The organism is Kluyvera fluvialis (genome assembly GCF_059725275.1).
The window spans coordinates 2654012-2679173 of record NZ_AP046142.1 but is presented as its reverse complement, the minus strand read 5'-3'; the positions used below and the strand labels follow the sequence as shown (position 1 = coordinate 2679173).

Here is a 25162-nt window from a genome sequence, read left to right as displayed (position 1 = left end):
GCGCAAACGGTGTTACATCTTGCTGGCAATCCAGTTCATCATCAGCCGTGGCCAGACTTCCAGCGGCAGCCCTTGCGCATCACGAAGACCAAAACCGTGCCGCCCCTGCTCAAACAGATGCATCTCGACGGGGATCTGCCGCGCGTGTAAGGCGTTAAACAACGCCACACTGTTCTCAACTTTTACCGCCGGGTCGTCAACGGCATGGAGTAAAAACGTGGGCGGCGTGGTGTCATCAACCCGTTGTTCCAGCGAGTAATGCTGGCGCTGCGCGGTGCTGGGTGAGTCGCCGATTAACTCCTGACGCGAGCCAGAGTGGCCGAATTCGCTGTCCATACTGATAACCGGATAAACTAACGCCATAAATGCCGGGCGCGCGGAAACGTTATCGGCTTCATCCTGTGGAATATAAACCACTTCCTGATAACGCGTGCCGAGGCTTGCCGCCACGTGACCGCCGGAAGAAAACCCCAGCACACCCATTTTATTCGGATCGAGCTGCCATCTTGCCGCCTGGCTGCGTAGAACGCGCATGGCACGCTGTACATCCGCCAGCGGCGCGTTTGCGCCTTCACGATGGCCGTCGCCGGGCATACGGTAGGTCATTACAAATAGCGTATAGCCATTGGCGTTGAAATCAGGCGCGAGCGCCGTGCCTTCTTTATCTATCGCCACGCGTTTATAGGAACCGCCAGGCGTGACTAAAATACCGATGCCGTTGGGTTGCTGCGGGCGGTAAACGGTGATTTCTGGTGCGCGAATACCGGTGACGGCGCGGTCTAAGGGGCTTTGTCCCGTGTGGTAGTTTTCCAGCGTTAACATCACGCGGCTGCTTTGCGCCCCCGGTGCATCGCCGTCGGGCCAGACAGGAAAGGTGATTGCGCTGTTAACGGCATCAGCCATGCGGGTGAGTAATGAATCCTGGGTATTCACGGTTTAAGTTACTCCCTGTAAAAGTGTGAGTTTTAGCACGCTGCGCCAGCGTAAAATGGGGCACTTCTCCCTGTGGTGCGAATCGATGACGCCATTTTGGTGCGTGAACGCAATGCCAATGATTTTATGCTCTTGTCCAGGCATAGTTCAGTCTGCCAGCAAGGGCAATGTCCGAAGGCAAAATTAATTTGTATGGATATGAAAAAGTTAATGAATTTTTAGTCAATGGCGGCTATTTTGCTTTTTATGTTAATTTCTTGAGTGCTTTCGGCGATGAACGACAAATATTCCCGCTTACAAATTGCCATTCACTGGCTGGTCTTTTTATTGGTGGTAGTGGCCTATGCAGCGATGGAATTGCGTGGCTTTTTCCCCCGCAGCGACCGACCGTTAATCAATATGGTGCATGTATCCTGCGGCATATCCGTTTTGGTGCTGATGGTGGCCCGTTTGCTGATCCGCCTGAAGCGCCCCGCACCGCCGATAATCCCGAAACCCAAGCCGATGATGACCGGACTGGCGCATCTGGGGCATTTAGCGATTTACCTGCTGTTTATTATTCTACCGCTGATTGGCCTGGTGATGATGTATAACCGGGGCAACCCGTGGCTGGCCTTCGGCCTCACCATGCCGCACGCCGCTGACAGCAATTTTGAGCTGGTGGACTCGCTCAAGCAGTACCACATTTTGCTTGCGAATATCGGCTACTGGCTGATTGGCCTGCATGCGCTTGCCGCGCTGGCGCACCACTATATATGGAAGGATAACACGCTGTTACGCATGATGCCGCGCAAGCGCTAACAAGGCTTTAATCTCCCTGGCCTCTGCGTTACCATACGCCATCGATTTTGTTACGTAGGTGTGAGGGAGGACAGGGTGTTCGCAGATTTTGGCGTACTGAATTACTGGACGTATTTGGTCGGGGCGATTTTCATTATTCTTGTCCCTGGGCCGAACACACTTTTTGTCCTGAAAACCGGCGTGTCGCACGGTATCCGCACCGGATATATGGCGGCGCTGGCGGTGTTCATCGGCGATGCGGTGCTGATGTTCCTCTCTTTCGCGGGGGTGGCGACGCTCATCAAAACGACACCAGTGCTGTTTAACCTGGTGCGCTATCTGGGGGCGATTTATCTGCTCTATCTCGGTGGCAAGATTCTCTGGAGTACGCTGAAACGCCAGAACGGCGGGCATTCGGAACACACTGAATCGGGCCATGCGGTATTTAAACGTGCGCTCACCTTGAGCCTGACCAACCCCAAAGCGATTCTGTTTTACGTGTCGTTCTTCGTGCAGTTTATCGATGTACAGGCCAAAACGCCGGGGCTGGCGTTCTTTATTCTGGCGTTAACGTTGGAGCTGGTGAGTTTCACCTATCTGAGCTTCCTGATTGTCTCCGGCTCACTGGTGACCCGCTATGTCAAAACGCGCAAGAAGTTGGCCAAAATCGGCAACAGCCTGATTGGCCTGGTCTTCGTTGGCTTCGCGGCGCGTCTGGCGACCTTACAATCCTGAGTGTTCGGTGTCATTGTTTTGGGCAGACTTGAGGCCTCTCCGGCTTCCTGCCGTCTGTCCATGTCATTTTGAGAGTGCGGTGCGCCTTATCCAACCTACAAAATATGACCGTGTAGGCCGGACAGGGCGCTTATCCTTCGCTATCAGAAACGCCAGTTGGCGGAAAGATTACCCGCGATTGAGTCATAGCCGGATCGGAAGACTTCGCTTTCAACCTCTGCGCCTAGTTCGACATCCGCGTTGATTTTATAACTCACTCCAGCCTTAACCCCCATAGCATCGCGGCCTGACACCTGATTCCTGGCGCTAAACCCGCTGCTGCGGTAGTGGGCAAAAGAGGCCTGTTGCGCCACATCGTCATCCAGGAGTTCATGATCCCAGGTCAGTTGCGCTCTGGCGGCGAGTTCCTCGCCTGACGCGAGGGGCATATTCACGTTACCGTTCACACCGATACTCGATTGCAGGGAGTTGAAGTTTTTCACGCCCAGGCGCAGTCTGCTGCCATCATCGCCCTGTTCCGTCACGCTTGGGCGATGTAAGGTGGTGTAATTTAACGCGGTGACTGGCCCGGCGCTCACATTATCATTCAGCGCCCAACGATATCCCCCGCCGCCCATAAGAGAACCGGACAATCCCGTCCAACTGGCAGAGTGGCTTGCGTTGTAGCTTTCAACATGAAGGCGGCGATCCAGATGGCTGTCTTCAATACCGAATCGACTATTGCCGAATAGGTAGACCCCTTCAGGATTTTCAGCGCCATAACGCGCCTGAATACCCAGATTGAAGGCGGAGGTTTTGCCACTCGCCGTTTCAGGCGATTTTACCGTTACCGACTGGCCGCTGGCCGCGCCGTGGAAGCCATAAACCCAGTTGTTATCCCGATCGTTTTGTTTTTCCGCCCCAAATACGATGCCATAGCTGTTGGCGTCGTAGCCGACGCTGTTACCCTGGCGCTGTTGCCAGAAGCCGCTGCCAAAGGGAATGGCAAAGCTGCGCCATTCGCCTTGTGCCGATGGTGTTGGCGTCCCAATAGAGCGAGTCCCGCTGATTATCTGCGATATCTGATGTTCACGATTAAGCGAACTGGTGAACATCGCGCTGTAAGCGGCGGGAGTCAGTTGCTGTAAGGCATTGCTGATGCTTGAGCCATCGGAGGCCGAGAAATCCAGCGCGCGGTACAATGGCTGGATATCTGCATCGGCGGTCGAGACAATTTTGTCTAATGCCTGGCCTACGCGGTGCGCATTATTGTTCGCTGCGTACTGGCTGTAAGCGTTGGCGGCGCGCAGTATTGATAGCTGCCAGCTCTCCTCTCCCAAAGGCTTGGGCTGTAGCATGAGTGTAGGGGAGTGGAGCTCGCTGTTCACCTCACTGAATGTGCCGCTGCGTGAGGCGGTTTTTAACATCTCTTGCGTATCCAGTTGCCAGTTTGGCGCATACCAATCCGGCTGCGGTGCAAACGTCAGTTGACCGTTAAATTGCGCGTCACCGTCAACCACCAGGGTATCATGTCCACCGTGACCATCGATCTCCAACCGCAACTGCCCGTTAGCGCCTTGTTGATAAGCGCCCACGATATTGATTTGCCCAAATGAATTACCCGGCGAAAGGGTACCGTCATTGATAAAGCGTCCTTCCGGGTTCAGGGCGTAGCTACTGTTGCCGGATAATGTGGCTCCGGGGGCGATATACATACTGTAAATCTGTTGTTGACCGTTCAGTGAGGTCTTACCGCCGACAGCGCTCAATGCCAGGTTATTGATACCTTCAATATTCCCACTGTAGTGCAAACTGAAATTAGGGTCCGGCTTATCCGTTGCTACCCCATATGCATTGGCCAGGCGCCCAAAAGAGAACTGCGTCAGTCGCTGCTGCCCATTGTCATCCCGCTGGTTATAATCTGAGTAAATATTCCCTTCCAGCCGGGCGCCATTTAATATATTGATATTGCTGACCAGCGCATTTGGCGACATATAAATTGCCGCGCCTTTACCGGCAACCCGCCCGCTAATATTGGCGTTATTGACCAGCGCGCCCTGCAACTCAGGTAATAATTCGACGGCATTCTCATCCACGGTATGGATCCAGGAACCACGATAATCCACCTCGTTTCCCAGGAGGTTATTGCCAAAATCAAAGCTAATAGCGATGCCATTGGCTCCCAGTGCCTGAACGTCGCCACGCTGAATAAGATTATGCAGTTTGCCGTAAGTAAACATCACGCCACGGCCATTGATCCCATCGGCATAAACATGGGTTCCAGGCTCTATGTTCAGCGTGTTATGTTGCCCATCGATACGGATACCGGCCCCGCCGGCCCCTATGGTCAACAGATCTGCTTGCTGGAAGATGTGGTTATTGCTGCCATAAACATGCAGCCCAAGCCCTAAAGTCGCCGTATTATACAAGCCTGGCAGATAGCCATCGCCTTGCGAGTTACGCATCGAATAGCCATTGTGGTTAACCAACGTTTGTCCATCGCCGTAGAGCGAGAAACCAAAGAAGTTACGTCGGTCAATCAGATACCCCATGTCCTGTAGCAACGCCAGTTCCGCCTCCATAAACACGGTGTAATTGCGGTAGTTCTGGTGGCTCATCATGCTGTTTTTCAGCTCGATATGGCTCATATAGTTAGTATCAACCCAACCACTCTCCGACAATATTTTTACCGGTACGCCAGGCATCGCGCCTGCCAGCACTTCATCAACGTGTTTACCGGCGAAATAACCTTTATCGAGCCGGACATCAAAGCCTTGCGGATCAAACGGGTTATTGCACCCCGTACACAGTATCACCTGCCCTGGACGGGCTGGATTGCCGTTATCATCCCGTAGATGGCGGGTCCAGGTATCGAAAGGCATGGACTCGAAGAGGGGGGTATATGGCTTATTCATGCGCTCGGTTACCATACTGGCGATACCCAAGCCGTGGGCCAGTTCATGAATGGCGACGCTGGCTAAATCGGTCTTTCCGGTGCGCGGAATTTGCGCGGGCAGATAAGGAATGGTATCGAAATCCAGTTTCCCCATAATGAATTGGGCATGGGAGTCGAAGAGTAAATCTCCGGTATCAATACCGTTTAAAGCCCCCTGTAACTGCGTCAGGCTGATAACGTCATTAGATGCCGAAGGGCTGAATCCTGCGGCGTTCTCAATGTCAAACGTCCCGACATTGATAACGGCGGGCAATTGTCCCTCCCAGGGGGTGATAACTTCAGCCCAGTAAAGCATGGCATTGAGTATTTTTTCTTTCTGCTGCTGATTCAGATTCCAGGTGGACTCAAAAGGCTGCGGCCAACCCAGAATAAATGGGCCATCGTTAATGTCAAAGAAGCGTACCTGAAAGACAGCGACATTTTGTGGGTTATAGACCAGATAACTTTCTCCGGCGCGCGCATTATGGCTGGCTAATAACGCGCTTAACGTCGCCGCTAAGAAAAGTTTTTTCATGTCCATCATCCTTGTGTCAAAAAAATAAATAAGTTCCCCGAGGCATAACTATTCGGTTTTATATCAATAAACATCTTTTAAATCAGATGATTACTGATGCGATATTGGAATGCATTCAGAGCTGTCATCACAATATGTTTGTTCAGATAAAAAGCCGCTGAGAGAGCCGTTTAGCCGCATATTGCAGGATAATGAGATAACCGTGCTGAGGCCCTAAAGCCAATCAGCTATTGACCTGAGGTTCAGCAAGGATTGCTGATGAGGGAACAGAACGCTGGAGCGGGTGAAGGTTAAAGACAATCCAAAAGCGCTAACGCCTGTTTTACAATGATGCAAACTTTGATAGTATACCCCCCTATATTATCGGAGGGGCTATGCCGCATTCACCTGAAGACAAAAAAAGGGCATTAGGCCGGGTTCGCCGTATCAAGGGGCAGGTCGAGGCGCTGGAACGCGCGTTGGAGTCTGGTGACTCTTGTCTGACTATCCTGCAACAAATTGCCTCTATTCGCGGGGCGGCCAATGGCCTGATGGGCGAAATGGTCGAGATGCATCTCAAAGATGAACTGGTGAGTGGAGAAACTACGCCAGATCAGCGAGCGGTTCGCATGGCTGAAGTCGGCCAACTGCTACGATCCTATTTAAAATAATTATCACAACGGAAGAGACAGCTATGAAATCACGTGCTGCAGTTGCGTTTGGCCCCGGTCAGCCGCTGAAAATTGTTGAAATTGATGTCGCGCCGCCGAAAAAGGGCGAAGTGCTGGTCAAAATCACCCATACCGGCGTTTGCCATACCGACGCGTTCACACTCTCTGGCGATGACCCGGAAGGCGTTTTCCCGGCGGTGCTGGGCCACGAAGGCGGTGGTGTGGTGGTTGAAGTCGGTGAAGGCGTCACCAGCCTGAAACCCGGCGACCACGTTATTCCGTTATATACCGCTGAATGCGGCGAGTGTAAGTTCTGTAAATCCGGTAAAACCAACCTTTGCCAGGCCGTTCGCGCCACCCAGGGCAAAGGGCTAATGCCGGATGGCACAACCCGTTTCTCTTATAACGGCGAGCCGATTTATCACTACATGGGAACCAGTACGTTTAGTGAATACACCGTATGTGCAGAGATTTCGCTGGCGAAGGTCAACCCACAGGCTCCGCTGGACAAAGTGTGTCTGCTGGGCTGTGGCGTGACTACCGGTATCGGCGCAGTTCACAACACGGCAAAAGTTAAAGAGGGCGATACCGTGGCGGTGTTTGGCCTCGGCGGTATTGGTCTGGCGGTGATTCAGGGCGCGGTACAAGCGAAAGCTGGCCGTATTCTGGCGGTGGATACCAACCCAGAGAAGTTTACCCTGGCGGCTGAAATGGGCGCGACCGACTTTATCAACCCGAAAGACTACGATAAGCCGATTCAGGATGTGATTGTCGAGTTGACCGACGGCGGCGTTGACTTCAGTTTTGAATGTATTGGTAACGTCAATGTGATGCGCTCTGCGCTGGAATGCTGTCATAAAGGCTGGGGCGAAAGTATCATTATCGGTGTCGCGGGTGCAGGGCAGGAAATCAAAACCCGTCCGTTCCAGTTAGTGACCGGTCGCGTTTGGCGTGGTTCTGCGTTTGGCGGCGTAAAAGGCCGCACCCAGTTGCCGGGGATGGTTGAAGAGGCGATGGCGGGCAAAATTCAGCTCGACCCGTTTATCACGCACCGTCTGCCGCTCGATAAGATCAACGACGCGTTTGATCTGATGCATGAAGGCAAATCTATCCGCACCGTTATTCATTTCGGCGATAAATAATGCTTGCCACCAGCGGGAGCCTTCCCGCTGGTTTTCTGAAGTGTGACCCGTCCTACGTTTTGCTACTTTCCTGATAACAAAACAGCGGCTATGGCCGATGACTCTTCTACTTACCCCAAGTACAAGAGAGTGACCTCATGGAAATAAAAGCTGCGCAGCCTCGCGCGCAAAAAGTCAGTTTTTTACATCACATTCGGTTAGTGCCGTTTTTTGGCTTGGTGCTGGGTGGGGTTTTGCTGCTGTTTGGCTTGAGTTCGGGGCTGGCGGGCTACTTTATGTGGCAGGCGGATATTGACCAGCGTGATGTTACCCATGAGCTACAGGTGCGCGTGGGGCTATCCGACAGCGCTAACTATCTGCGTGAAGCGCGTTTGATGATGATTCACGCTGGGGCAGACAGCCGGATCGCTGAAATGGAGAGCATGAAGAAAAACATCGCGGCGGCACAAACATGGATTAAACGCTCGCAGGATGGCTTCAAAATCTACACCGACCGTGGCGTGAAAACCGCTGCGGATGAAGCGCTGGACGCCGAAATGAACCAGCGTTATAGCGCCTATGTTGAAGGAATGAAACCGATGCTCAAATATGCTCAAAACGGCATGTTTGAGGCCATTATCAATTACGAAAGTGAACAGGCCCGCACGCTGGATGACGCCTATAACGATGTGCGCCTGAAAGTGATTGAGATTCGTACCGCGCGCGCGAACCACCTTGCAGAGCAGGCGCACAGCCGCACCACCCTGGGCATTATCTTTATGATTGGCGCATTTGTGTTGGCACTGCTGATGACGATTATCACCTTCACCACGCTGCATCGGGTGGTGATTGTGCCGTTGCAGCGCGCCGGAGCGCGGATCGCGCAAATCGCCAGTGGTGATCTGACCATGCCCGACGAGGCCGTAGGGCGTAGCGAAATTGGCATGCTGAACGCGAATCTGCAAAAAATGCAGCATGAGCTGGTGAAAACCGTCGCTACGGTGCGCCAGGGGGCTGACGAAATTTATCGTGGAACCAGCGAAATCTCGGTAGGTAACACAGACCTTTCTTCCCGCACTGAGCAGCAGGCAGCTGCCATTGAACAGACGGCTGCCAGCATGGAGCAATTAACCGCAACGGTGAAGCAAAACGCCGACAACGCTCATCACGCCAGCAAACTGGCGGAAGATGCCTCTGGCAAAGCCACGCGCGGCGGGCAGTTGGTGTCTGGCGTCGTGTCTACTATGGGTAGTATTTCCAGCAGTTCGAAGAAAATCTCGGAAATCACCTCGGTTATTAATAGCATCGCCTTCCAGACCAATATTCTGGCGCTGAACGCGGCGGTGGAAGCCGCGCGTGCGGGCGAGCAGGGGCGTGGGTTTGCGGTTGTCGCCAGCGAAGTGCGCACGCTGGCGAGCCGCAGCGCGCAGGCGGCGAAAGAGATTGAAGGGCTGATCAGCGAGTCGGTCACGCTGATTGAACGCGGCTCCGACGAAGTGGTGCGCGCCGGAACCACGATGACGGATATTGTTGATGCGGTAAAACGCGTCACCGATATCATGCTGGAAATTGCGGCGGCGTCCGACGAACAAAACCGTGGCATTCAGCAGGTAAGCCAGGCGGTAACCGAAATGGATAATGTCACCCAGCAAAACGCTTCGCTGGTGGAAGAAGCCTCAGCGGCAGCGGCCTCGCTGGAAGAACAAGCAGCGCGCTTAACCCAGGCGGTAGGCGCGTTTCGTATTCAACGTCATGAGCGTAATGAAGCGAAAACCGCCACAGTCAAAACCGCGTTTACGCCAACGCGCCCGGCGGTAGCCAGTGGGGGCACAGATAACTGGGAGACGTTCTAAGGCAGGAAAAGCCCCGCGACCAGAACGGCTGCGGGGCCACGGATTATTTCGAATCCGGTAATGCGTAGGCAATAATATAGTCACCGCGATCCGGCGACTGACGTGCGCCCCCGGCATTAATCACGATGTACTGTTTGCCTGTTTTCGGCGAAACATAGGTCATCGGGCCAGACTGGCTACCGACCGGCAGACGATCTTTCCAGATTTCTTTACCGGTGGCGGTATCGAAGGCGCGCAGGTAGAAATCCTGAGTCCCGGCGAAGAACAGCAGGCCAGACTGTGTAGACAGTGACGCACCGAGCGTAGGCATACCAATCGGAATCGGCATGTGCATACGGATCCCCAGTGGGCCAGTATCTTCCACCGTGCCTACCGGCACTTGCCATACAATCTTACCGGATTTCAAATCAACCGCAGACATCGTACCGAACGGCGGTTTTTGGCACGGAATACCCAGCGGAGACAGGAAACGCTCGCGCATCGCACCGAACGGCGTCCCCTCCATTGGCACAATCCCCATCTCGATGCCGCTGGCATTTTTCGCGACCTTAGCGCGCGGAACCATATAGTTTGCCAGCCCCAGACGCATATCGTTGACGAACATCAGGCTGTTGTTTGGGTCAACCGAGACGCTGCCCCAGTTCATGCCACCCAGCGAACCAGGATATTGCAGAGAGCGGTCTTCACCCGGCGGGGTAAAGACGCCCTGATGACGCATCTCTTTAAACTGAATACGGCACAGCAGCAGGTCAACCGGCGTTGCACCCCACATGTCGGACTCTTTCAGCGTCTCGTTGCCGATCATCGGCATCCCAACAGAGTACGGCTGGGTCGGAGAGTAGCGTTCGCCGCTGACATTGCCCGCAGGAACCGGACGTTCTTCGACTTTCGCCACTGGCTCACCGGTTTCACGGTTGAGCATGAAAATCATGCCCTGTTTACTGGTTTGTACCAGCACCGGCGTTGTACCGCCTTTACCGTTCGGCAGGTCGTACAGCAGCGGCTGTGAAGGCAGGTCAAAGTCCCACAGGTCGTGGTGGGTGGTCTGGTAATGCCAACGCACTTTACCGGTGGTCGCGTCCACGGCAACAATTGACGAGCTGTATTTATCGTCCAGCGCAGTACGTTCCCCAGCCCAGAAATCAGGCGTGGCGTTACCGGTCGGTAAATAAACAAGATTTAGCTTCGCATCATAAGACATGGCTGACCAGACGTTAGGCGTCCCACGGGTGTAGGTTTGGCCTTCCGGCGGCAGGCCGGTGATGTCTGGATTACCTGGGTCCCACGCCCACGCCAGCTTACCGCTGCGCACATCGTAGGCACGGACCACGCCCGGAGGCTCGTCGGTGGAGAAGTTATCGGCAACGCGTCCACCAACTACCACCACATTACCCGCTACCAGCGGTGTCGAGGTTTGCTGATAGTAGCCTGGCTTGATTTCACCCATCCCAACGCTTAAATCCACCACGCCGTGATCGCCAAAGTCTTCACACAGTTGGCCGTTGTCGGCGTTGATTGCAATCAGACGCGCATCGGTCGTTGGTAGGAACAAACGACGCGGGCAGGCGGCAGGCTGCGAAGCCGTTGCCGGTGAGGCCAGCGCCTGGGTATCTTCAAAATAGCCCAGCCCACGGCAACGCTGCCAGTTTGGCGCAGTCGCTTTTGAATCGTAGCGCCATTTTTCTTTACCGCTATCGACATCCAGCGCCAGCACTTTGCTGTACGGCGTGCAGACAAACAGCGTGTCGCCTACCTGCAATGGGGTGTTCTGGTCTTCCGCTCCAGAGCCGTTGCTCTGCGGGATATCGCCGGTATGGGCAACCCAGGCCACCTGAAGTTTATCGATATTCTGTTTGTTGATTTGATCCAGCGCGGCAAAACGGTCGCCGTGGGTCGTGTTCCCCCAGTGCTCCCAGTTTTTCTGTTCTTCACCTGCAACAACCGGTTTTACCGGTACGGGTTCAGAGGCAGAAACCAGCGTTTGCGGCTTGAACATCCAACCGAGGCTCGTCAGCAGCACCACGGCGAAAACCGCCGCCAGCGCAAAGGCAGGGCCTTTTTGCACGGGTTGTACTTTCGCCATAAACGGCCAGACGAGCGCACAAAGCATCGCCAGCACGCCAAAGGCAAACAGCCGTGAGAACAGCGGCCAGTATTCCCAGCCCGCGTCACTAACCGACCAGATGACCGCGACAATAAACGCCAGGCCGTACAGCACGATGCCTGCGCGACGGTTGCGCGCGATCAAAATGGCGCTAATGACCATCACCAGCCCCATCAGGGCAAAGAAGACGCTACCGCCTACGCTGGCGAGCTTTGCCCCCAGCGCACCGATAGCCAGGCCGATGATTAACATCAGCGCAATAAGAAGCCACTGAAGGACTCGGGGGAATCCTCGCGGCACGTTGCCAGTTGCCATGCTGTTCTCCTTACGACAGCAAAAAACACTCGCGACTGAACCAAATGGGTTGTTGTAGTCGCGTAATTATTTTGAATGAAACGAATATTTGCTTCTAAAGCGGTTTCAGGCGCACATCCGAAATGCAATGTGAACCATTTGGTTAACTTATGGCTATGATAGAACTGTTAAATTACATTGCGCAATTGTTAATGAATAATTTCGCATTAATTGCACATTGGTGGCGTAAAGGTGAGTCAGGGCATTTTTGCGCAGGGCGAGAGCGGGCTGGTAGGGCTTTAGCGGTCATATACAGTACAGAATCGGGCTAAATTCTGAATTTCTAGACCGCTGATATCCAGGCATTAGGGTTCTCAGTAAGATAACGCCGACTTAATATTTTAAGTATTAAATCATTATCGTTATCTATAAGTGGAACATAATGGAATCTCTTCTTATGACAAGAATTGATAGATTTGCAAAATGGATTTGTAAGACAACGTACCGACTCACCCATACTCATCAATATAAACACAATAAAAATCTGTGGCCCTATTTCAAAGTAGAGAGAACGCCCGCAGGCACAATTGAAGCGGTGTATTTTAAACATAAGAAAATAAATACTGTCGCTGTGGATAGAGTTGAAAGAAGCAAACCTTTAGTGATTATGGCGACGGGGCCATCGGTGAATAATATTGAGCCGAGTTTTTTCAACGACCGTTTTGACTATTTAGGCGTTAATGGTGCGCTGTCGATGCCGTCAGTCTCATTTTCATGGTACGTGATAATCGACAGAAACTTTGTGATTAAACGTCTGGAGCTGGTCAAGTCGCTGGTGGCGCGGGCTGACATGATTGTGTTTTGCGCATACACCAGTCTGGAGTCTATTTGTTCATACATCCCCTGGGATGAGATTCGCTGCCAGTTCAAGATTTTTGAAACCTCTTCAAGCACCCGAATTCGTCGATTTATGGAGCCGACCATGGCGATTGAACCGAATGACGAACATTATTACTGGTATAATGAAATCGGGTTCTCCGACGATCTTGACCGCTGCTTATTTGATTATGGCACGGTCGCCTATCCGGCACTGCAAATTGCCTGTATTCTGGGCTATAAAGAGATCTATATTGCGGGTTTAGATATGAATAATTTTTCCACGCCGCGTTTTTATGAAACGCCTGAAGACAAATTATCGACCCGGCTTGATCTGGATTTCGATGATATTAGTCGTTCGTTTGATACCGCACAATCATATTGTAAAAAGAATAATATTCGCGTCATTAATTTATCACCGACCAGTGCGATTAACGCTTTCCCGAAATTAAACTGGGATCGCGTCGATAAGTCGGCTTAATCCCCACGGGAGCCTCCCCCGTGAGGCCAGGCGGTGGCTCAGGCGGGCATCGATTTCCGTACCGCGCTCAGCAGTGTTTGTGCACCGGAAGAAAGCGTCGCGTCCACACGGGTTAAGATGCCAATCGGTTCGCCCTGGCCTTGAGTTGCAATGGGCAGGGCAGTGAGCGTACCACGACGTAAATCATCTTTGACCGCCCCGGAAGGAACAAACCAAATATAGTTGAAGTCTACCGTGAGTTGGCGTGAGAGCGACGCTGACAGCGTTTCAATACAGCCTGGCGGCATTTTACAGCCCTGGCTTTGCAGCAGCGTTTCGGCGTTTTGCCGGGGCACAGTGCCTTTTGGCGACACCACTACCGGCCACTCCAGCACTCGGCTCAGAGTGATATTTTCCTGCAATAACGGGTGATCGGGGCGTACCACCAGTTTTAATGATTCGAGGAACAACAGCTCGTAGTTCAGCCCAGTCATCAGTTCTGGATCAGACATCCGCCCAATGCCGAGGTCAATATCACCGGATTTCAGCGCCGCCAGCAGCATGGTGTTATTCATGGTGGCAACCTGAAGGGTGACGTCTTTTTGTTGCTGATGAAATTGACCAATGACGGCAGGCAGCACGCCTAGCGCCGCAGTGGGAAGCGCACCAATACGCACCACATCATTATTAACACCTTCTTTACGTGTTAACGCCTGACCGGCCGTGTTCACGGCATCGAGAACTTTCACTGCATGGGTTAAAAACTGTTCGCCCATCAAGGTTAATTGCGCCCCCATACGGCCACGTTCAAACAGGCGGGCACCGGTTAACTGCTCCAGTTCATTGAGTGTTTTGGAAAGTGCAGGCTGGCTTAGATTAAGAGTCTCAGCCGCACGCCCCAAAGTTCCTTGCTGGGCGACGGCCACGAATGTGTGCAGATGGCGCAGACGAATGCGCTGACTAAAGAGAACATTTTTTTCCATAAGTGATGTTAAAAACAGAGCCGCATGGGTGACAAGTGAAGTTGTTTAAATTTGATAACTTGCTAGCAAATTATTATTAACATTTATGTCATTTAACCAGCAAGCATTTTGTTGTACAGGGGTCTGAAGCCCAACCGTACGAAAATGTACGTCAGTGCATTTTTTAAACAATTGTGTGGGGGGAGATGCTCAGCTGGTTTAGCCGTTACTTTAACAAGGGGTGTCTTTGTTCGGCACGCCAGGATGGACAGGTTGGTGGACGATGCCCGAAATTAACACCACCGTAGCAAACAGGCACTGATGCAGCCTGATGGTTAGCGACATACTGCTTCGAGGGTTATCAAATAAATTCTCAGTAAACGGATAATGAAAATACATTTATTACCTGACTTGTCAAATATTTTAATGAATTAAAGTATTTTGAATATGTGTAAATTTATCCCCAGACAGAAGAATCTATTAAATAATTCTCCCGCGAAATTTTACTTCCCTCGAATTGAATAGACAACGCACGCCATACACTAAAGGAAAATATCATGTCGTATAGCATAAATAATTCTGGCGATATGCTGAGAATAGCTGAGTACTGTGCGGCTAACGCCACCGAAAAAGCACGGAATAATTTAACCAACCCGAGAAATATCCTCGAGTATATTTTAAATTTTTTCTTTTGCGGTGCTGTACGCAGTCACTATGCTCAGCCGTATGAAGATTTCTCGAAAACGCTGGCTCAGGCGCTTCTTCAGACGTCAACAAAACACCAGCCAGTTAATATTCCAGAGACACTCATCGTTGATTTCTCAGGTTATACCATCACCTTTTTACAGCCGGGGGAAAATAACAGTGACGGTCCTGTGACGGTTAAGGTTAGCGGGAACGGCGAAAATATAAGTGCCGATATTGATAAAGGCGAATTCAACCGTATCTGTACCGCTCTTCTTTTGCGTTCCTGGGGTGGGCTTCCTCCTGCATCGGCGGTATTAACCGATGATAATCGTATGAAATTGCGGGGTGCTAATCTCAGTGGCATGAACCTAAGCGAGCTTGACCTAAGAGGGGCTGACCTGAAAGACACTAATCTTGACGGAACTATCCTGAAGGGTGCTAATCTGAGTGGGGCTGATTTTCGGCTAAAAAATATATTTGGTGGAACGTGTACTCGTTATTTGACTGACGTAAATATGTCTGGAGCTGACCTGAGTGGGGCAAATTTCCAGAATGTTTGTCTGGATAACGTAAAACTAATACAGGCTATTCTGAGCGACGTGGATATGAGCAACGTTATGTTCAGGCATAGTGTAGACATGAGAGGAGCAAACCTGAGTAGAGCGAACCTGAGTAACGCACAGGGGAGAGTTGTCCTGAGAGATGCCGATCTAAGGCTGGCCAATCTGAAAGGTGCTCAACTGCAGAGGGCCGACCTACAACGGGCAAATCTGGCAGGCACAAATCTGTCCCGAGTAAATTTTTATCATGCAAATCTGCAAGACGCTGATTTGAATGGCGCCAGCCTCAGATGTGTTGACCTGGCAGGAGCCAAGCTGAATGGAGCCCGTCTGAGCCATCTCCAAATGAAGACTCCTCTGCTGGAATTCTCCTTGAGGCATTTAGAATCTCTGGACCGTTACTTAAACCATATCAATAATCCTTTGAGTGGTAGTATTCTGACCGCGATAGACAGCATTGATGCACAGTACGTTGACATTAAACTACAAATGGCGCGTGAGCTAATTACAATTCTGAAAGAATCAAAGGTTGACCTCACCGGTAATGTTACTTCGATACTGGATGTTTTGAGTAAGGATATTTACACATCTGATAGCTATATTTCTGAATCGATGAATACTCTTTGCGAAAATAACCTCAGGAAATACGAGGGAAGGGTGATTCCATATGCTGAAGGTGTTTTTAATCAGGCTGTTAAATTATTTAGCTGTAAGCCTGAGTTAATGTTTGGGCTTAATGGGGGTTTTATCCAGATTATTGCTCAGGGAATGGCTGAAAATAGTACTCCGGAGATGCGAGAAAAATCCTCTTCGCTTTATGATATTTATTTGCAGCATGAAAAAATCAAGCCTTACTGTGATAATGGTGACTTTGGTGATTATTGCGGAAAACCTGACTGGTCAACTCCGGTCGCAGATAATTATATTCTTATGTCTTCAGGAAAGACTAATGATGTAACTGCTATGATGTTATCTCAGGCGGTGCTTGATAATATGTTGCGTGGTAGAGTTGAGAATGATACATGGAGCCGATTCTATCTGTACAAGGGGGCGGGGAATTGTTGCCTGGCCGGCAATGAAACTCCTCCAGCAGACAAGCTTTTTTCTGTGTATTTCCCGTTGTTCAATGTACCTTATCAGTATACGAAAATGTCAGGTACATTTCCTCGGTTGGTTAGAATGCTAAATTTGGGGGCAATGGAGACGCATTTTTTATCTGCTCTTAATACCCGTTTTTCAAGGAAAAAATTCGTTAGTGAAAATGATCAGAAAAAACTTAGGGAAATATTCTCGCCCAAACTTATGTATTCACCAGCTTCTGGCGAATACAGTCTGAACAGCGCGCATTATAATGCAATCATAAATATGTATGATCTTGCTTCGGCCAGTGACACTCAGAAAGCAAAAAAAATGTTGTGTCTGGCAGCGGTATTTACCCGATATTCTTCCAGTGCATTTTTTGGCACAGAGTATGAATCTCCAGAAATGTTGAGATTCTATGCCTATGCGCTAATGAAAAAAGCGTATGACCTGGATGCAGGCATTTTCTCTTCTCGCATGCAGGATTGGAGAAACAGATTGCTGGGGCTGAACGGTGCTTTGAGCTGCACAGCGACGTTATCAGCACGCATGGTCTCCTTTATCAGAAGCAAATTTGCAGGTGAGCTGGATAATATCATGCCGCCGTTATGGGGCTGAACTTCATCGTAGCTGAAGTGGGGGGCCGTAGGCGTTCGCTGAGCTAGTATATAGCAAGAACCCGATATCGTATTGCTGGTGGCCTGGGGCAGGCAGGCTATACGATATCGGGGCGGGCGAGTTACACGTCAAAGAAGACGGTTTCTTTCTCACCCTGAAGGTAAATATCGAAACAATAAACCGTCTCGTTGCCACGCGTCTTTTTACGGCCAATCAGCGTCTGGCGGCGCACTTCCCATTCGATAAGGTTAAGTACCGGATCTTTTTGGTTCGCTTCGGATTCATCAGAGAAGTACATCCGCGTATTCAGCCCAATGTTGATCCCCCTGGCCACCACCCACAGATTCACGTGCGGGGCCATCATCCGGCCATCGCGGCCCACTACCTGGCCTGGCTTGATGGTATCGAAACGCCACACGCCACTGTCAAAGTCAGAACAGGCGCGCCCCCAGCCACGGAAATCAGCATCCAGCGCTTTTTCCTGTTGGTTATCCGCAACGTGCTGATAGCGCCCCTCGGCATTGGCCTGCCAAATCTCGATAAGTACATCGCGCACTGGCGTGCCGGAGCCATCAAACACTCGGCCTTCAATAGCGATACGTTCACCCGGCGTGTGGCTGTTGGTCAGGTTTGAACCAAAATTCTTCTCGAAAATATGAAACCCAGCGGCGTCGGGCGCGAGGCCGATATGCACATACGGCCCGGCGGTTTGTGATGCGGTTTCCGGCAAATACTCTTTCATCGCGCAGCCCCCTGAGTGCGGTTCTCAAATAACGTCGCGCGTTGGCCGCGCAGCACTAAGTCAAAACGGTAGGCCAGGCAGTCCAGCGGCACGGCAGCGTGGGTATCCAGCTCGGCAATCAGGGTGCGAACGGCATCATCGTTATTGATAGTTTTGACGATAGGGCACTGCTTAATCAGCGGATCGCCCTCAAAGTACATCTGGGTTATCAGCCGTTGGGCAAAGGCTTCGCCAAACAGCGAGAAGTGAATGTGCGATGGACGCCAGTCGCTGACCTGATTACGCCACGGGTACGGACCTGGCTTGATGGTACGGAAGAAGTAGTAACCATTTTCGTCAGTGAGTACACGGCCACAGCCGCCAAAGTTCGGGTCAATCGGCGCTAAATACTGATCTTTCTTATGGCGGTAACGGCCACCGGCATTGGCCTGCCAGACTTCGACCAGCGCATTTTTTAGCGGGCGACCAAAGCCGTCGCGCACATAACCGTGAACAATAATACGTTCACCAATCGGCAGGCCATCTTTGGCGTAGTTTAGGATCAGGTCGTTATCCAGCGGGCCGATATCCTGCTGGGAAAAGACCGGGCCAGTGATTTCTGATAACGAGTTTTGCAGCGAGATCAGCGCATTACGCGGTGAACGCAGCACACTGGTTTTATAACCCGGCGCGTAGGCGGGAGGGTGATTGTTGTAATCCCGATGAATCACTTCTTGCGGTGACCATTTTGTGCTCATAGGTGGCTCCGTGTAGGGTATTTTATTATTGCCACGCACAGTGTGTGTAAATGTATTGTTAATTTAAAGTGAATTTAAGGTGTGTTTTCAATAATCAAAAGTTATGGTTAAGAAATATTCACTCGCTAAATCAACTCAGTAGCAGGGATCACACTTTGTAAATTCTTACCGCATAGCGTCATGGCCTTTCCTACACTGCAAATATAGTCACAGGAGACATGACATCATGGCGCACACCCTTTCGGCAGATGATATTCGGGAAGATTTTTCGCAAGCAATGTCGGCGATGTATCAGCAAGAAGTACCGCAATATGGCACTTTGCTGGCATTAGTGGCTGACGTAAATCTGGCGGTACTGGAAAATAACACGCGCTTATATGAACAACTGGCGAATGCTGATGAACTGGCGCGCCTGAACGTTGAACGTCATGGGGCTATTCGCGTGGGGACAGCGGAGGAACTTGCCACGCTGTGCCGGATGTTTGCCATTATGGGGATGCAACCGGTCGGCTATTACGACCTGTCGGTGGCGGGAGTTCCGGTGCATTCCACCGCGTTTCGCCCGATCGATGACGCCGCGCTGTTACGTAATCCGTTTCGGATTTTTACCTCGCTGCTGCGTCTGGAATTGATTGATGACCCAGCGCTGCGGCAAAAGGCGACGCAAATCCTGTCCCGGCGCGATATTTTTACCGCACGCTGTCGGGCGCTGATGGCGATCCACGACCAGCAGGGGGCATTCACCGCCGCGCAAGGCCGCGAATTCGTGCGCGAAGCGGTGGAAACCTTCCGCTGGCATCGCCACACCACGGTGGATAAAGCCACCTACCAGGCGTTGCATCAACAACATCGGCTGATTGCCGATGTGGTCTGCTTTCCGGGCTGCCATATTAACCATCTCACCCCGCGCACGCTGGATATCGACCAGGTGCAATCGCTGATGGCGAAATACGGTATGGAGCCAAAAGCGGTTATTGAAGGGCCGCCACGGCGCGCAGTGCCGCTATTGTTACGCCAGACCAGTTTTAAAGCGCTGGAAGAACCGGTGCAGTTTGCCGGTGAACTGAGCGGTACGCATACTGCCCGTTTTGGTGAGATAGAGCAGCGTGGTGTGGCGCTAACGCCAAAAGGCCGCGCGTTGTACGACAAATTGCTCAATGAAGCGGGCGTCGGTAAAGACAATCTCAGCCATCAGCAGCATTTACAGGCGGTTTTCAAAGCCTTCCCGGACAGCGAATTTCTCCTGCGCCAGCAAGGTCTGGCATGGTTCCGCTACCGCCTCACGCCCACTGGCGATGCCCATCGCCAGGCTATTCACCCAGGTGATGATCCACAGCCGTTGATTGAACGCGGCTGGATTGTGGCGCAGACGATTACCTACGAGGATTTTTTACCGGTGAGCGCGGCGGGGATTTTCCAGTCGAATCTTGGTGGTGATACCCAGACGCATCGCCACGGTAACGCCAGCCGTAGCGCCTTTGAACAGGCGCTGGGGCGCCCGGTGCTGGACGAGTTTAGCCTGTACGAAGACGCAGAGATGCGCAGCAAACGGCGTTGCGGTCTGCTCTGAATCGCGTACTCTGCATGGAAAAAGTCATAAGGACAAAAGACCATGCAGAACTCCCCGACGCCAGTGACCACCCAACAGGGGACATTAGCAGGGCGCACAGACAACGATATCCATCTGTGGTGCGGCATTCCTTACGCCGCGCCACCCGTAGGGGCTTTACGCTGGCGAGCGCCGCAGCCAGTAACGCCGTGGCAAGGTATTCGCCAGGCGGATGCGTTCTCGGCCACCAGTTGGCAGAACAGCGACGACTGCCAGCAGGTTGGCGGCGGTAATCCGGGGCATTTCTCGGAAGATTGCCTGTATCTTAACGTCTGGTCGCCCGCCGAACGCAGCGCCTCGCTGCCGGTGATGGTGTGGCTGCACGGCGGCGGGTTTACCATTGGCGCGGGCGGCCTGCCGCCGTACGACGGCAAAGCGCTGGCCAGGCGTGGCGCAGTGGTGGTGACGCTCAATTATCGTCTTGGGCATCTCGGTTTTTTCGCCCATCCGGCGCTGGAAGGCGAAGACGGCGAGCGGCTGTATAACTTTGGCTTGCTCGACCAGATAGCCGCACTGCGTTGGGTACAGCAAAATATTGCGGCTTTCGGCGGAGATAGTGACAACGTCACGTTATTCGGTGAGTCTGCCGGTGCGCGTAGTGTGCTGTCGCTACTGGCGTCACCGAAAGCGAAGGGGCTATTCCACAAAGCGATTATCCAGAGCGGCTATACCTTGCCTGATACCCCGCGTGAAGCGGCGTTGTTGCGCGGTGAGCAAATTGCCGAGCATCTCCATCTGCCGTCGGCGACGGCGCAACAACTACGCGATATTCCTGCCGATGCCTTTTGGCCGTTGGCAGCACCGTATAGCATTGGCCCCACGCCGATTGCGGGCGATGCAGTGCTGCCGCAGCCGATGCTCGATGTCTTTTTTGCCGGTAAACAACACGCCATGCCGTTGATGGTCGGCTCTAATAGTGACGAAGCCAGCGTCATGGCGGTATTTGGTATCGATTTAGCCGGACAAATCCAAAAACTGCGTCGCGAGCGCCGTTTTGGCTTAGGGCTTATCAAGCTGCTGTATCCTGGCGTGAAAGGGGATGAAGAGTTGGGGCGACAGGTGTGCCGTGATATGGCGTTCACTACGCTTGGGTATGTGGTGATGCAGGCGCAACAGCGAATTAACCAACCCTGCTGGCGCTACTGGTTTGATTATGTCGCGCAGGCTGAACACGACACCTATCCGCACGGCGCGTGGCACGGCAATGAAGTGGCGTATGTCTTTGATACGCTAGGGCAGATAATGCCGTCGTGCGCATACGCTACCGCCAGTGACCTCGATTTTGCCGCGAAGGTGGCAGACTACTGGCTGAGCTTTGCGCGGGATGCCAGCGCGCACCACACGGTGCTGACAGGGCCGGTTCGTTGGCCTGCGGCGGTGCGGGGGCGAGACAGGTTGCTGCGCATCGGGCTGCATAAACAGGCGGGCTTTAAGGTCGAAAACCGCTTTATGCGCGCGCGGATGGCGTTGTTTAAACGCGTCATGAAACACCACGTCAGCCTGGATTAGCAGATTTTGTTTCGTGACCGATTGGATTATCAGTCAATTTTGTCTAGAGTGGGCGCAGTTAACGCCGTATTTCTTTTGCAGCATTCCGACTATAAAAGGACGCTTTGCCAGGCATGAACCGCAGACACTTTATTAAATCTTCAATGGCTGTTGCCGCCGTGTGCGGAACTTCCGGTTTTGCATCGCTGTTTTCCCAGGCCGCACTGGCGCAGGAGTCTGATATTGCCGACGGACAAACCCGTCGCTTCGACTTTGGCGTGCTGCAATCTATGGCGCACGATTTATCGCGCCAACCGTGGAGCGGTGCGCCGCGCGCGCTGCCGGAAACGCTAGCAAATTTAACACCGCAGGCTTACAACAGCATTCAGTACGATGCACAACATTCGCTGTGGAACAACGTCAGCGACCGTCAGCTAGATATCCAGTTCTTCCACGTCGGAATGGGTTTCCGCCGCCGGGTGCGCATGTTCTCACTGGATCCCGCAAGCCAGCAGGCGCGTGAAATTCACTTCCGCCCTGAGCTGTTCCAGTACAACGATGCGGGTGTAGACACCAAACAGTTAGAAGGGCAGACCGATCTCGGTTTTGCCGGTTTCCGTGTGTTTAAAGCCCCCGAACTGGCGCGCCGCGATATCGTCGCTTTCCTGGGCGCGAGCTATTTCCGCGCGGTAGACAGCACCTATCAGTACGGACTTTCGGCGCGCGGCCTGGCAATTGACACCTACACCGACAGCCTGGAAGAGTTCCCGGACTTCACCTCCTTCTGGTTTGAAACGGCGAAACCCGGCGCGACTCGCTTTACGGTGTACGCCCTGCTCGACAGCGCCAGCATCACCGGAGCCTACAAGTTCGTCGTCGACTGCGGCAAGAGCCAGGTGATTATGGATGTGGAAAACCACCTCTATGCGCGCAAAGATATCAAACAGTTAGGCATCGCGCCGATGACCAGTATGTTCAGCTGTGGTAACAATGAGCGCCGCGTCTGTGACACCCTTCACCCGCAAATCCACGACTCGGATCGGCTGGCGATGTGGCTGGGCAACGGCGAGTGGATTTGCCGCCCGCTGAATAACCCGCAGAAATTACAGTTCAACGCTTATCAGGATAAAAACCCGAAAGGTTTTGGCCTGCTCCAGTTAGATCGCGATTTCACCCACTATCAGGACGTGATGGGCTGGTACAACAAACGTCCGAGCCTGTGGGTCGAGCCGCGCAATCAGTGGGGGAAAGGGGCCGTCAGCCTGATGGAAATCCCGACCACGGGCGAAACGCTGGATAACATCGTCTGCTTCTGGCAGCCGGAAAAACCAATGAAAGCGGGTGATACGCTGAACTTTAGCTATCGTCTGTACTGGAGTGCGATGCCGCCGGTACGTTCACCGTTGGCGCGCGTTCTGGCAACACGCACGGGGATGGGCAGCTTCCCGGAAGGCTGGGCGCCGGGCGAGCACTACCCGGAAAAATGGTCACGTCGTTTTGCCATTGATTTCGTCGGCGGCGACCTGAAAGCCGCTGCGCCGAAGGGCATTGAACCGGTCATTACGCTCTCCAGTGGTGAAGCGAAGCAGATAGAAATCTTGTATGTCGAGCCATTCGACGGCTATCGCATTCTGTTCGACTGGTATCCAACCTCAGATTCCACCGAGCCGGTTGATATGCGCCTGTTCCTGCGCTGCCGTGGCGATGCTATCAGCGAAACCTGGCTGTATCAGTATTTCCCGCCTGCGCCGGATAAACGTCAGTACGTTGACGACCGCATTATGAAATAACCGCCCAAAGCCCGGCTGCCTGTCGCCGGGCTTGTTTTCGAATAAGAGACTCCCGCCATGACCACTGCTGAAATCATCACTGCGACGCCGGAAATTAGCCTACATGCGGTTAACGAAGATCACGTTGCCGCGCTGCATCAACTGGTGATGCGCAATAAAACGTGGCTACAGCAAACGCTCAACTGGCCGCAATGGGTGAAAAGCGAACAAGACACGCAGCAAAACGTGCAGGGCAATATGATGCTGCACCAGCGCGGTATCGCTAAAATGTTCCTGATTTTTGCCCATGATGAGATGGTGGGCGTGCTGTCGTTTAACCAGATTGAAGTGTCGAACAAAACCGGTTATATCGGCTACTGGCTGGATGAACACGCGCAGGGCAAGGGCATTTTGTCGGCGGCGTTGCAGGCGTTTATCGACTATTTTGCCGAGCGTGGGGTGGTCCGTCGCTTTGTGATTAAATGTCGGGTCGATAACCTGCGCAGTAATCAGGTGGCGCTGCGTAACGGTTTTACGCTTGAAGGCTGCTTGCGTCAGGCTGAGTTTCTCAACGACGTGTACTACGACCAAAATATCTACGCGCGCATTATCGACCCCTCGGCGTCATAGCGCGCCAAACAGCGGGGTGCGGGTAATTCGCTGCGCCCCAGAAAGCGATTTTCGCCCGCGCAGGTGAATGGCCTCGCCGGGCAACGCTTCAACCACTACGCGGTCGGTGATATCAATGTGATACTCGATCAACACATCGCCAGACACCCGCGCCTCGCCCTGAATCAACACATGATCGTCTAACAAGATTGGCCCGCCGCGAAGGTGTGCATTACCGCCGACTAAAACGTGATGTTTGAGTACGCAGTTGCCTTCCACCACTGCGTTCTCAGCCACCTGCGCGCTGTAGCGCAGCGTGGGGATCGCATCTTCTTCCAGCCCAGCGATAATGTGCGCGTTGCCGTACACTTTGGCGCAATCGCAAACCCAGATGTTATTTTCCTCGTTGCCTTCCAGTTTTGCGCAGTCATAAATTTCAGCGCGATGTTCGACAAACGCATGACGCAGTAGGGCATTGCCGTAGATTTGCGCCTGATGCGCCACCCGACATTGGCTGAGGTGCGCGTGGTCGTAGATTTGTAATAGACGGTCGTTGTCAGCGGTTAACCCCTTTGCGCCCACAATCTGGCACTGCGCGTCTATTTGGGCGTCACCAAAAATATGACAACTGCCGTGAATTTGTGAATCGTGCACGCAGGCCTGGTCGCTAATCCTCGCGTGCTGGCTGATACGGCTGGCGTCTACCCAGGCGTGACCGCTGATTTGCGCCCCCTGGCTGACTTCACAAGTGCGTGTTAAACGAGCGTCGCCGCTGATCTGCGCGCCAGCGTAGACCAGGCTGTTCTGGTCGTAAATCCAGCAGTCGCCCTCCTGACTGAGCGCATTTTCCGTATCGACCCAACCGCCGAAAGCACCTGCCGAAACATCGGCAAAGTCACGTAGTGCGATAATCTGGCGTACTACGATACTTTCTGTTGCACCTGGCGTGCCAACGTGAACAGTGCGCGAATCCTCACTAAGACGGTATTTTTTCATGGCAGCCTCTGGGCAAATGGGTAAAGTAAATGTAGCAAATTTTCTCGCTA

18 protein-coding genes are annotated in these 25162 nt (G+C 52.7%); 11 read left to right on the top strand and 7 right to left on the bottom strand.

What is annotated here, in order from left to right; translation table 11 throughout:
- Positions 1 to 12: 12 nt before the first annotated feature.
- Positions 13 to 903: an alpha/beta hydrolase gene (locus AC6I4B_RS12715; protein WP_497772139.1), complete on the bottom strand. Its 891-nt coding sequence runs from the start codon at positions 901 to 903 to the stop codon at positions 13 to 15.
- 303 nt (positions 904 to 1206) lie between these two features.
- Between AC6I4B_RS12715 and cybB the strand changes: the two genes are divergently transcribed.
- A complete protein-coding gene (cybB, locus tag AC6I4B_RS12710) occupies positions 1207 to 1734 on the top strand; it encodes a cytochrome b561 (protein ID WP_497765573.1) in 528 nt (175 codons plus the stop codon).
- Positions 1735 to 1809: 75 nt separating this feature from the next.
- Entirely contained in the window at positions 1810 to 2448 is a 639-nt protein-coding gene (gene leuE, locus AC6I4B_RS12705; RefSeq protein WP_497765571.1) for a leucine efflux protein LeuE, read from the top strand.
- A 143-nt stretch (positions 2449 to 2591) separates the two neighbouring features.
- On the opposite strand, the gene AC6I4B_RS12700 is transcribed toward leuE, so the two are convergent.
- Positions 2592 to 5897, bottom strand: a complete 3306-nt coding sequence (locus AC6I4B_RS12700; protein ID WP_497765570.1) for an autotransporter outer membrane beta-barrel domain-containing protein — start codon at positions 5895 to 5897, stop codon at positions 2592 to 2594.
- Between the two features lie 374 nt (positions 5898 to 6271).
- Between AC6I4B_RS12700 and AC6I4B_RS12695 the strand changes: the two genes are divergently transcribed.
- The 3 genes from AC6I4B_RS12695 to AC6I4B_RS12685 all read left to right on the top strand — a co-directional run bounded on the left by AC6I4B_RS12695 (position 6272) and on the right by AC6I4B_RS12685 (position 9521).
- Positions 6272 to 6547 (top strand): metal/formaldehyde-sensitive transcriptional repressor, encoded by a 276-nt coding sequence (locus AC6I4B_RS12695; RefSeq protein WP_497765569.1) that lies wholly within the window; start codon positions 6272 to 6274, stop codon positions 6545 to 6547.
- Positions 6548 to 6570: 23 nt separating this feature from the next.
- On the top strand, positions 6571 to 7689 hold the full coding sequence (locus tag AC6I4B_RS12690; RefSeq protein ID WP_497765567.1) for an S-(hydroxymethyl)glutathione dehydrogenase/class III alcohol dehydrogenase: 1119 nt from the start codon (positions 6571 to 6573) through the stop codon (positions 7687 to 7689).
- A gap of 137 nt (positions 7690 to 7826) precedes the next feature.
- Positions 7827 to 9521 (top strand): methyl-accepting chemotaxis protein, encoded by a 1695-nt coding sequence (locus AC6I4B_RS12685; RefSeq protein ID WP_497765566.1) that lies wholly within the window; start codon positions 7827 to 7829, stop codon positions 9519 to 9521.
- A 43-nt stretch (positions 9522 to 9564) separates the two neighbouring features.
- Here AC6I4B_RS12685 and AC6I4B_RS12680 read toward each other — a convergent pair whose 3' ends face one another.
- Positions 9565 to 11940 (bottom strand): glucose/quinate/shikimate family membrane-bound PQQ-dependent dehydrogenase, encoded by a 2376-nt coding sequence (locus AC6I4B_RS12680; RefSeq protein WP_497765564.1) that lies wholly within the window; start codon positions 11938 to 11940, stop codon positions 9565 to 9567.
- Positions 11941 to 12376: 436 nt separating this feature from the next.
- On the opposite strand from AC6I4B_RS12680, the gene AC6I4B_RS12675 reads away from it, so the two are divergent.
- On the top strand, positions 12377 to 13276 hold the full coding sequence (locus AC6I4B_RS12675) for a WaaZ-like lipopolysaccharide core biosynthesis protein (protein ID WP_497765563.1): 900 nt from the start codon (positions 12377 to 12379) through the stop codon (positions 13274 to 13276).
- A 38-nt stretch (positions 13277 to 13314) separates the two neighbouring features.
- Here the strand turns inward: AC6I4B_RS12675 and AC6I4B_RS12670 are convergent, their stop codons facing one another.
- On the bottom strand, positions 13315 to 14238 hold the full coding sequence (locus AC6I4B_RS12670) for a LysR substrate-binding domain-containing protein (RefSeq protein ID WP_497765561.1): 924 nt from the start codon (positions 14236 to 14238) through the stop codon (positions 13315 to 13317).
- Positions 14239 to 14774: 536 nt separating this feature from the next.
- Between AC6I4B_RS12670 and AC6I4B_RS12665 the strand changes: the two genes are divergently transcribed.
- Positions 14775 to 17162 carry a pentapeptide repeat-containing protein gene (locus AC6I4B_RS12665; RefSeq protein WP_497765560.1) on the top strand — a complete coding sequence of 796 codons (2388 nt, stop codon included), beginning with the start codon at positions 14775 to 14777 and terminating at the stop codon, positions 17160 to 17162.
- Positions 17163 to 17283: 121 nt separating this feature from the next.
- Here AC6I4B_RS12665 and pcaG read toward each other — a convergent pair whose 3' ends face one another.
- Together pcaG and pcaH are read right to left on the bottom strand one after the other, a co-directional pair.
- On the bottom strand, positions 17284 to 17904 hold the full coding sequence (gene pcaG / locus AC6I4B_RS12660; RefSeq protein WP_497765558.1) for a protocatechuate 3,4-dioxygenase subunit alpha: 621 nt from the start codon (positions 17902 to 17904) through the stop codon (positions 17284 to 17286).
- Positions 17901 to 18641, bottom strand: coding sequence for a protocatechuate 3,4-dioxygenase subunit beta (gene pcaH, locus AC6I4B_RS12655; RefSeq protein WP_497765557.1), 741 nt, complete (start codon positions 18639 to 18641; stop codon positions 17901 to 17903). Before pcaH ends, pcaG begins: the two co-directional genes overlap by 4 nt.
- A 226-nt stretch (positions 18642 to 18867) precedes the next feature.
- Here pcaH and hglS point away from each other — a divergent pair, with 226 nt between their 5' ends.
- The 4 genes from hglS to rimL all read left to right on the top strand — a co-directional run bounded on the left by hglS (position 18868) and on the right by rimL (position 24137).
- Positions 18868 to 20211: a 2-oxoadipate dioxygenase/decarboxylase HglS gene (gene hglS / locus AC6I4B_RS12650; RefSeq protein WP_497765555.1), complete on the top strand. Its 1344-nt coding sequence runs from the start codon at positions 18868 to 18870 to the stop codon at positions 20209 to 20211.
- Positions 20212 to 20253: 42 nt separating this feature from the next.
- Positions 20254 to 21759, top strand: coding sequence for a carboxylesterase/lipase family protein (locus AC6I4B_RS12645; protein WP_497765554.1), 1506 nt, complete (start codon positions 20254 to 20256; stop codon positions 21757 to 21759).
- Positions 21760 to 21872: 113 nt separating this feature from the next.
- On the top strand, positions 21873 to 23528 hold the full coding sequence (locus AC6I4B_RS12640) for a glucan biosynthesis protein D (protein ID WP_497765552.1): 1656 nt from the start codon (positions 21873 to 21875) through the stop codon (positions 23526 to 23528).
- 57 nt (positions 23529 to 23585) lie between these two features.
- Positions 23586 to 24137, top strand: a complete 552-nt coding sequence (rimL, locus tag AC6I4B_RS12635) for a 50S ribosomal protein L7/L12-serine acetyltransferase (protein WP_497765551.1) — start codon at positions 23586 to 23588, stop codon at positions 24135 to 24137.
- Here the strand turns inward: rimL and ydcK are convergent.
- Positions 24132 to 25112 carry a YdcK family protein gene (ydcK, locus tag AC6I4B_RS12630; RefSeq protein ID WP_497765549.1) on the bottom strand — a complete coding sequence of 327 codons (981 nt, stop codon included), beginning with the start codon at positions 25110 to 25112 and terminating at the stop codon, positions 24132 to 24134. The two genes, rimL and ydcK, sit on opposite strands and share 6 nt — an antisense overlap.
- Between the last annotated feature and the right edge of the window lie 50 nt (positions 25113 to 25162).

Excerpts from the sequence above, each read along its gene's own strand:
- AC6I4B_RS12680 (WP_497765564.1), bottom strand. The coding sequence starts at position 11,940 with ATGGCAACTGGCAACGTGCCGCGAGGATTCCCCCGAGTCCTTCAGTGG.
- AC6I4B_RS12715 (WP_497772139.1), bottom strand. The coding sequence starts at position 903 with ATGGCTGATGCCGTTAACAGCGCAATCACCTTTCCTGTCTGGCCCGAC.
- hglS (WP_497765555.1), top strand. The coding sequence starts at position 18,868 with ATGGCGCACACCCTTTCGGCAGATGATATTCGGGAAGATTTTTCGCAA.
- AC6I4B_RS12640 (WP_497765552.1), top strand. The coding sequence starts at position 21,873 with ATGAACCGCAGACACTTTATTAAATCTTCAATGGCTGTTGCCGCCGTG.
- ydcK (WP_497765549.1), bottom strand. The coding sequence starts at position 25,112 with ATGAAAAAATACCGTCTTAGTGAGGATTCGCGCACTGTTCACGTTGGC.
- AC6I4B_RS12695 (WP_497765569.1), top strand. The coding sequence starts at position 6,272 with ATGCCGCATTCACCTGAAGACAAAAAAAGGGCATTAGGCCGGGTTCGC.
- AC6I4B_RS12675 (WP_497765563.1), top strand. The coding sequence starts at position 12,377 with ATGACAAGAATTGATAGATTTGCAAAATGGATTTGTAAGACAACGTAC.
- AC6I4B_RS12690 (WP_497765567.1), top strand. The coding sequence starts at position 6,571 with ATGAAATCACGTGCTGCAGTTGCGTTTGGCCCCGGTCAGCCGCTGAAA.
- AC6I4B_RS12645 (WP_497765554.1), top strand. The coding sequence starts at position 20,254 with ATGCAGAACTCCCCGACGCCAGTGACCACCCAACAGGGGACATTAGCA.
- AC6I4B_RS12665 (WP_497765560.1), top strand. The coding sequence starts at position 14,775 with ATGTCGTATAGCATAAATAATTCTGGCGATATGCTGAGAATAGCTGAG.
- cybB (WP_497765573.1), top strand. The coding sequence starts at position 1,207 with ATGAACGACAAATATTCCCGCTTACAAATTGCCATTCACTGGCTGGTC.
- AC6I4B_RS12685 (WP_497765566.1), top strand. The coding sequence starts at position 7,827 with ATGGAAATAAAAGCTGCGCAGCCTCGCGCGCAAAAAGTCAGTTTTTTA.
- pcaG (WP_497765558.1), bottom strand. The coding sequence starts at position 17,904 with ATGAAAGAGTATTTGCCGGAAACCGCATCACAAACCGCCGGGCCGTAT.
- pcaH (WP_497765557.1), bottom strand. The coding sequence starts at position 18,641 with ATGAGCACAAAATGGTCACCGCAAGAAGTGATTCATCGGGATTACAAC.
- rimL (WP_497765551.1), top strand. The coding sequence starts at position 23,586 with ATGACCACTGCTGAAATCATCACTGCGACGCCGGAAATTAGCCTACAT.
- AC6I4B_RS12700 (WP_497765570.1), bottom strand. The coding sequence starts at position 5,897 with ATGAAAAAACTTTTCTTAGCGGCGACGTTAAGCGCGTTATTAGCCAGC.
- AC6I4B_RS12670 (WP_497765561.1), bottom strand. The coding sequence starts at position 14,238 with ATGGAAAAAAATGTTCTCTTTAGTCAGCGCATTCGTCTGCGCCATCTG.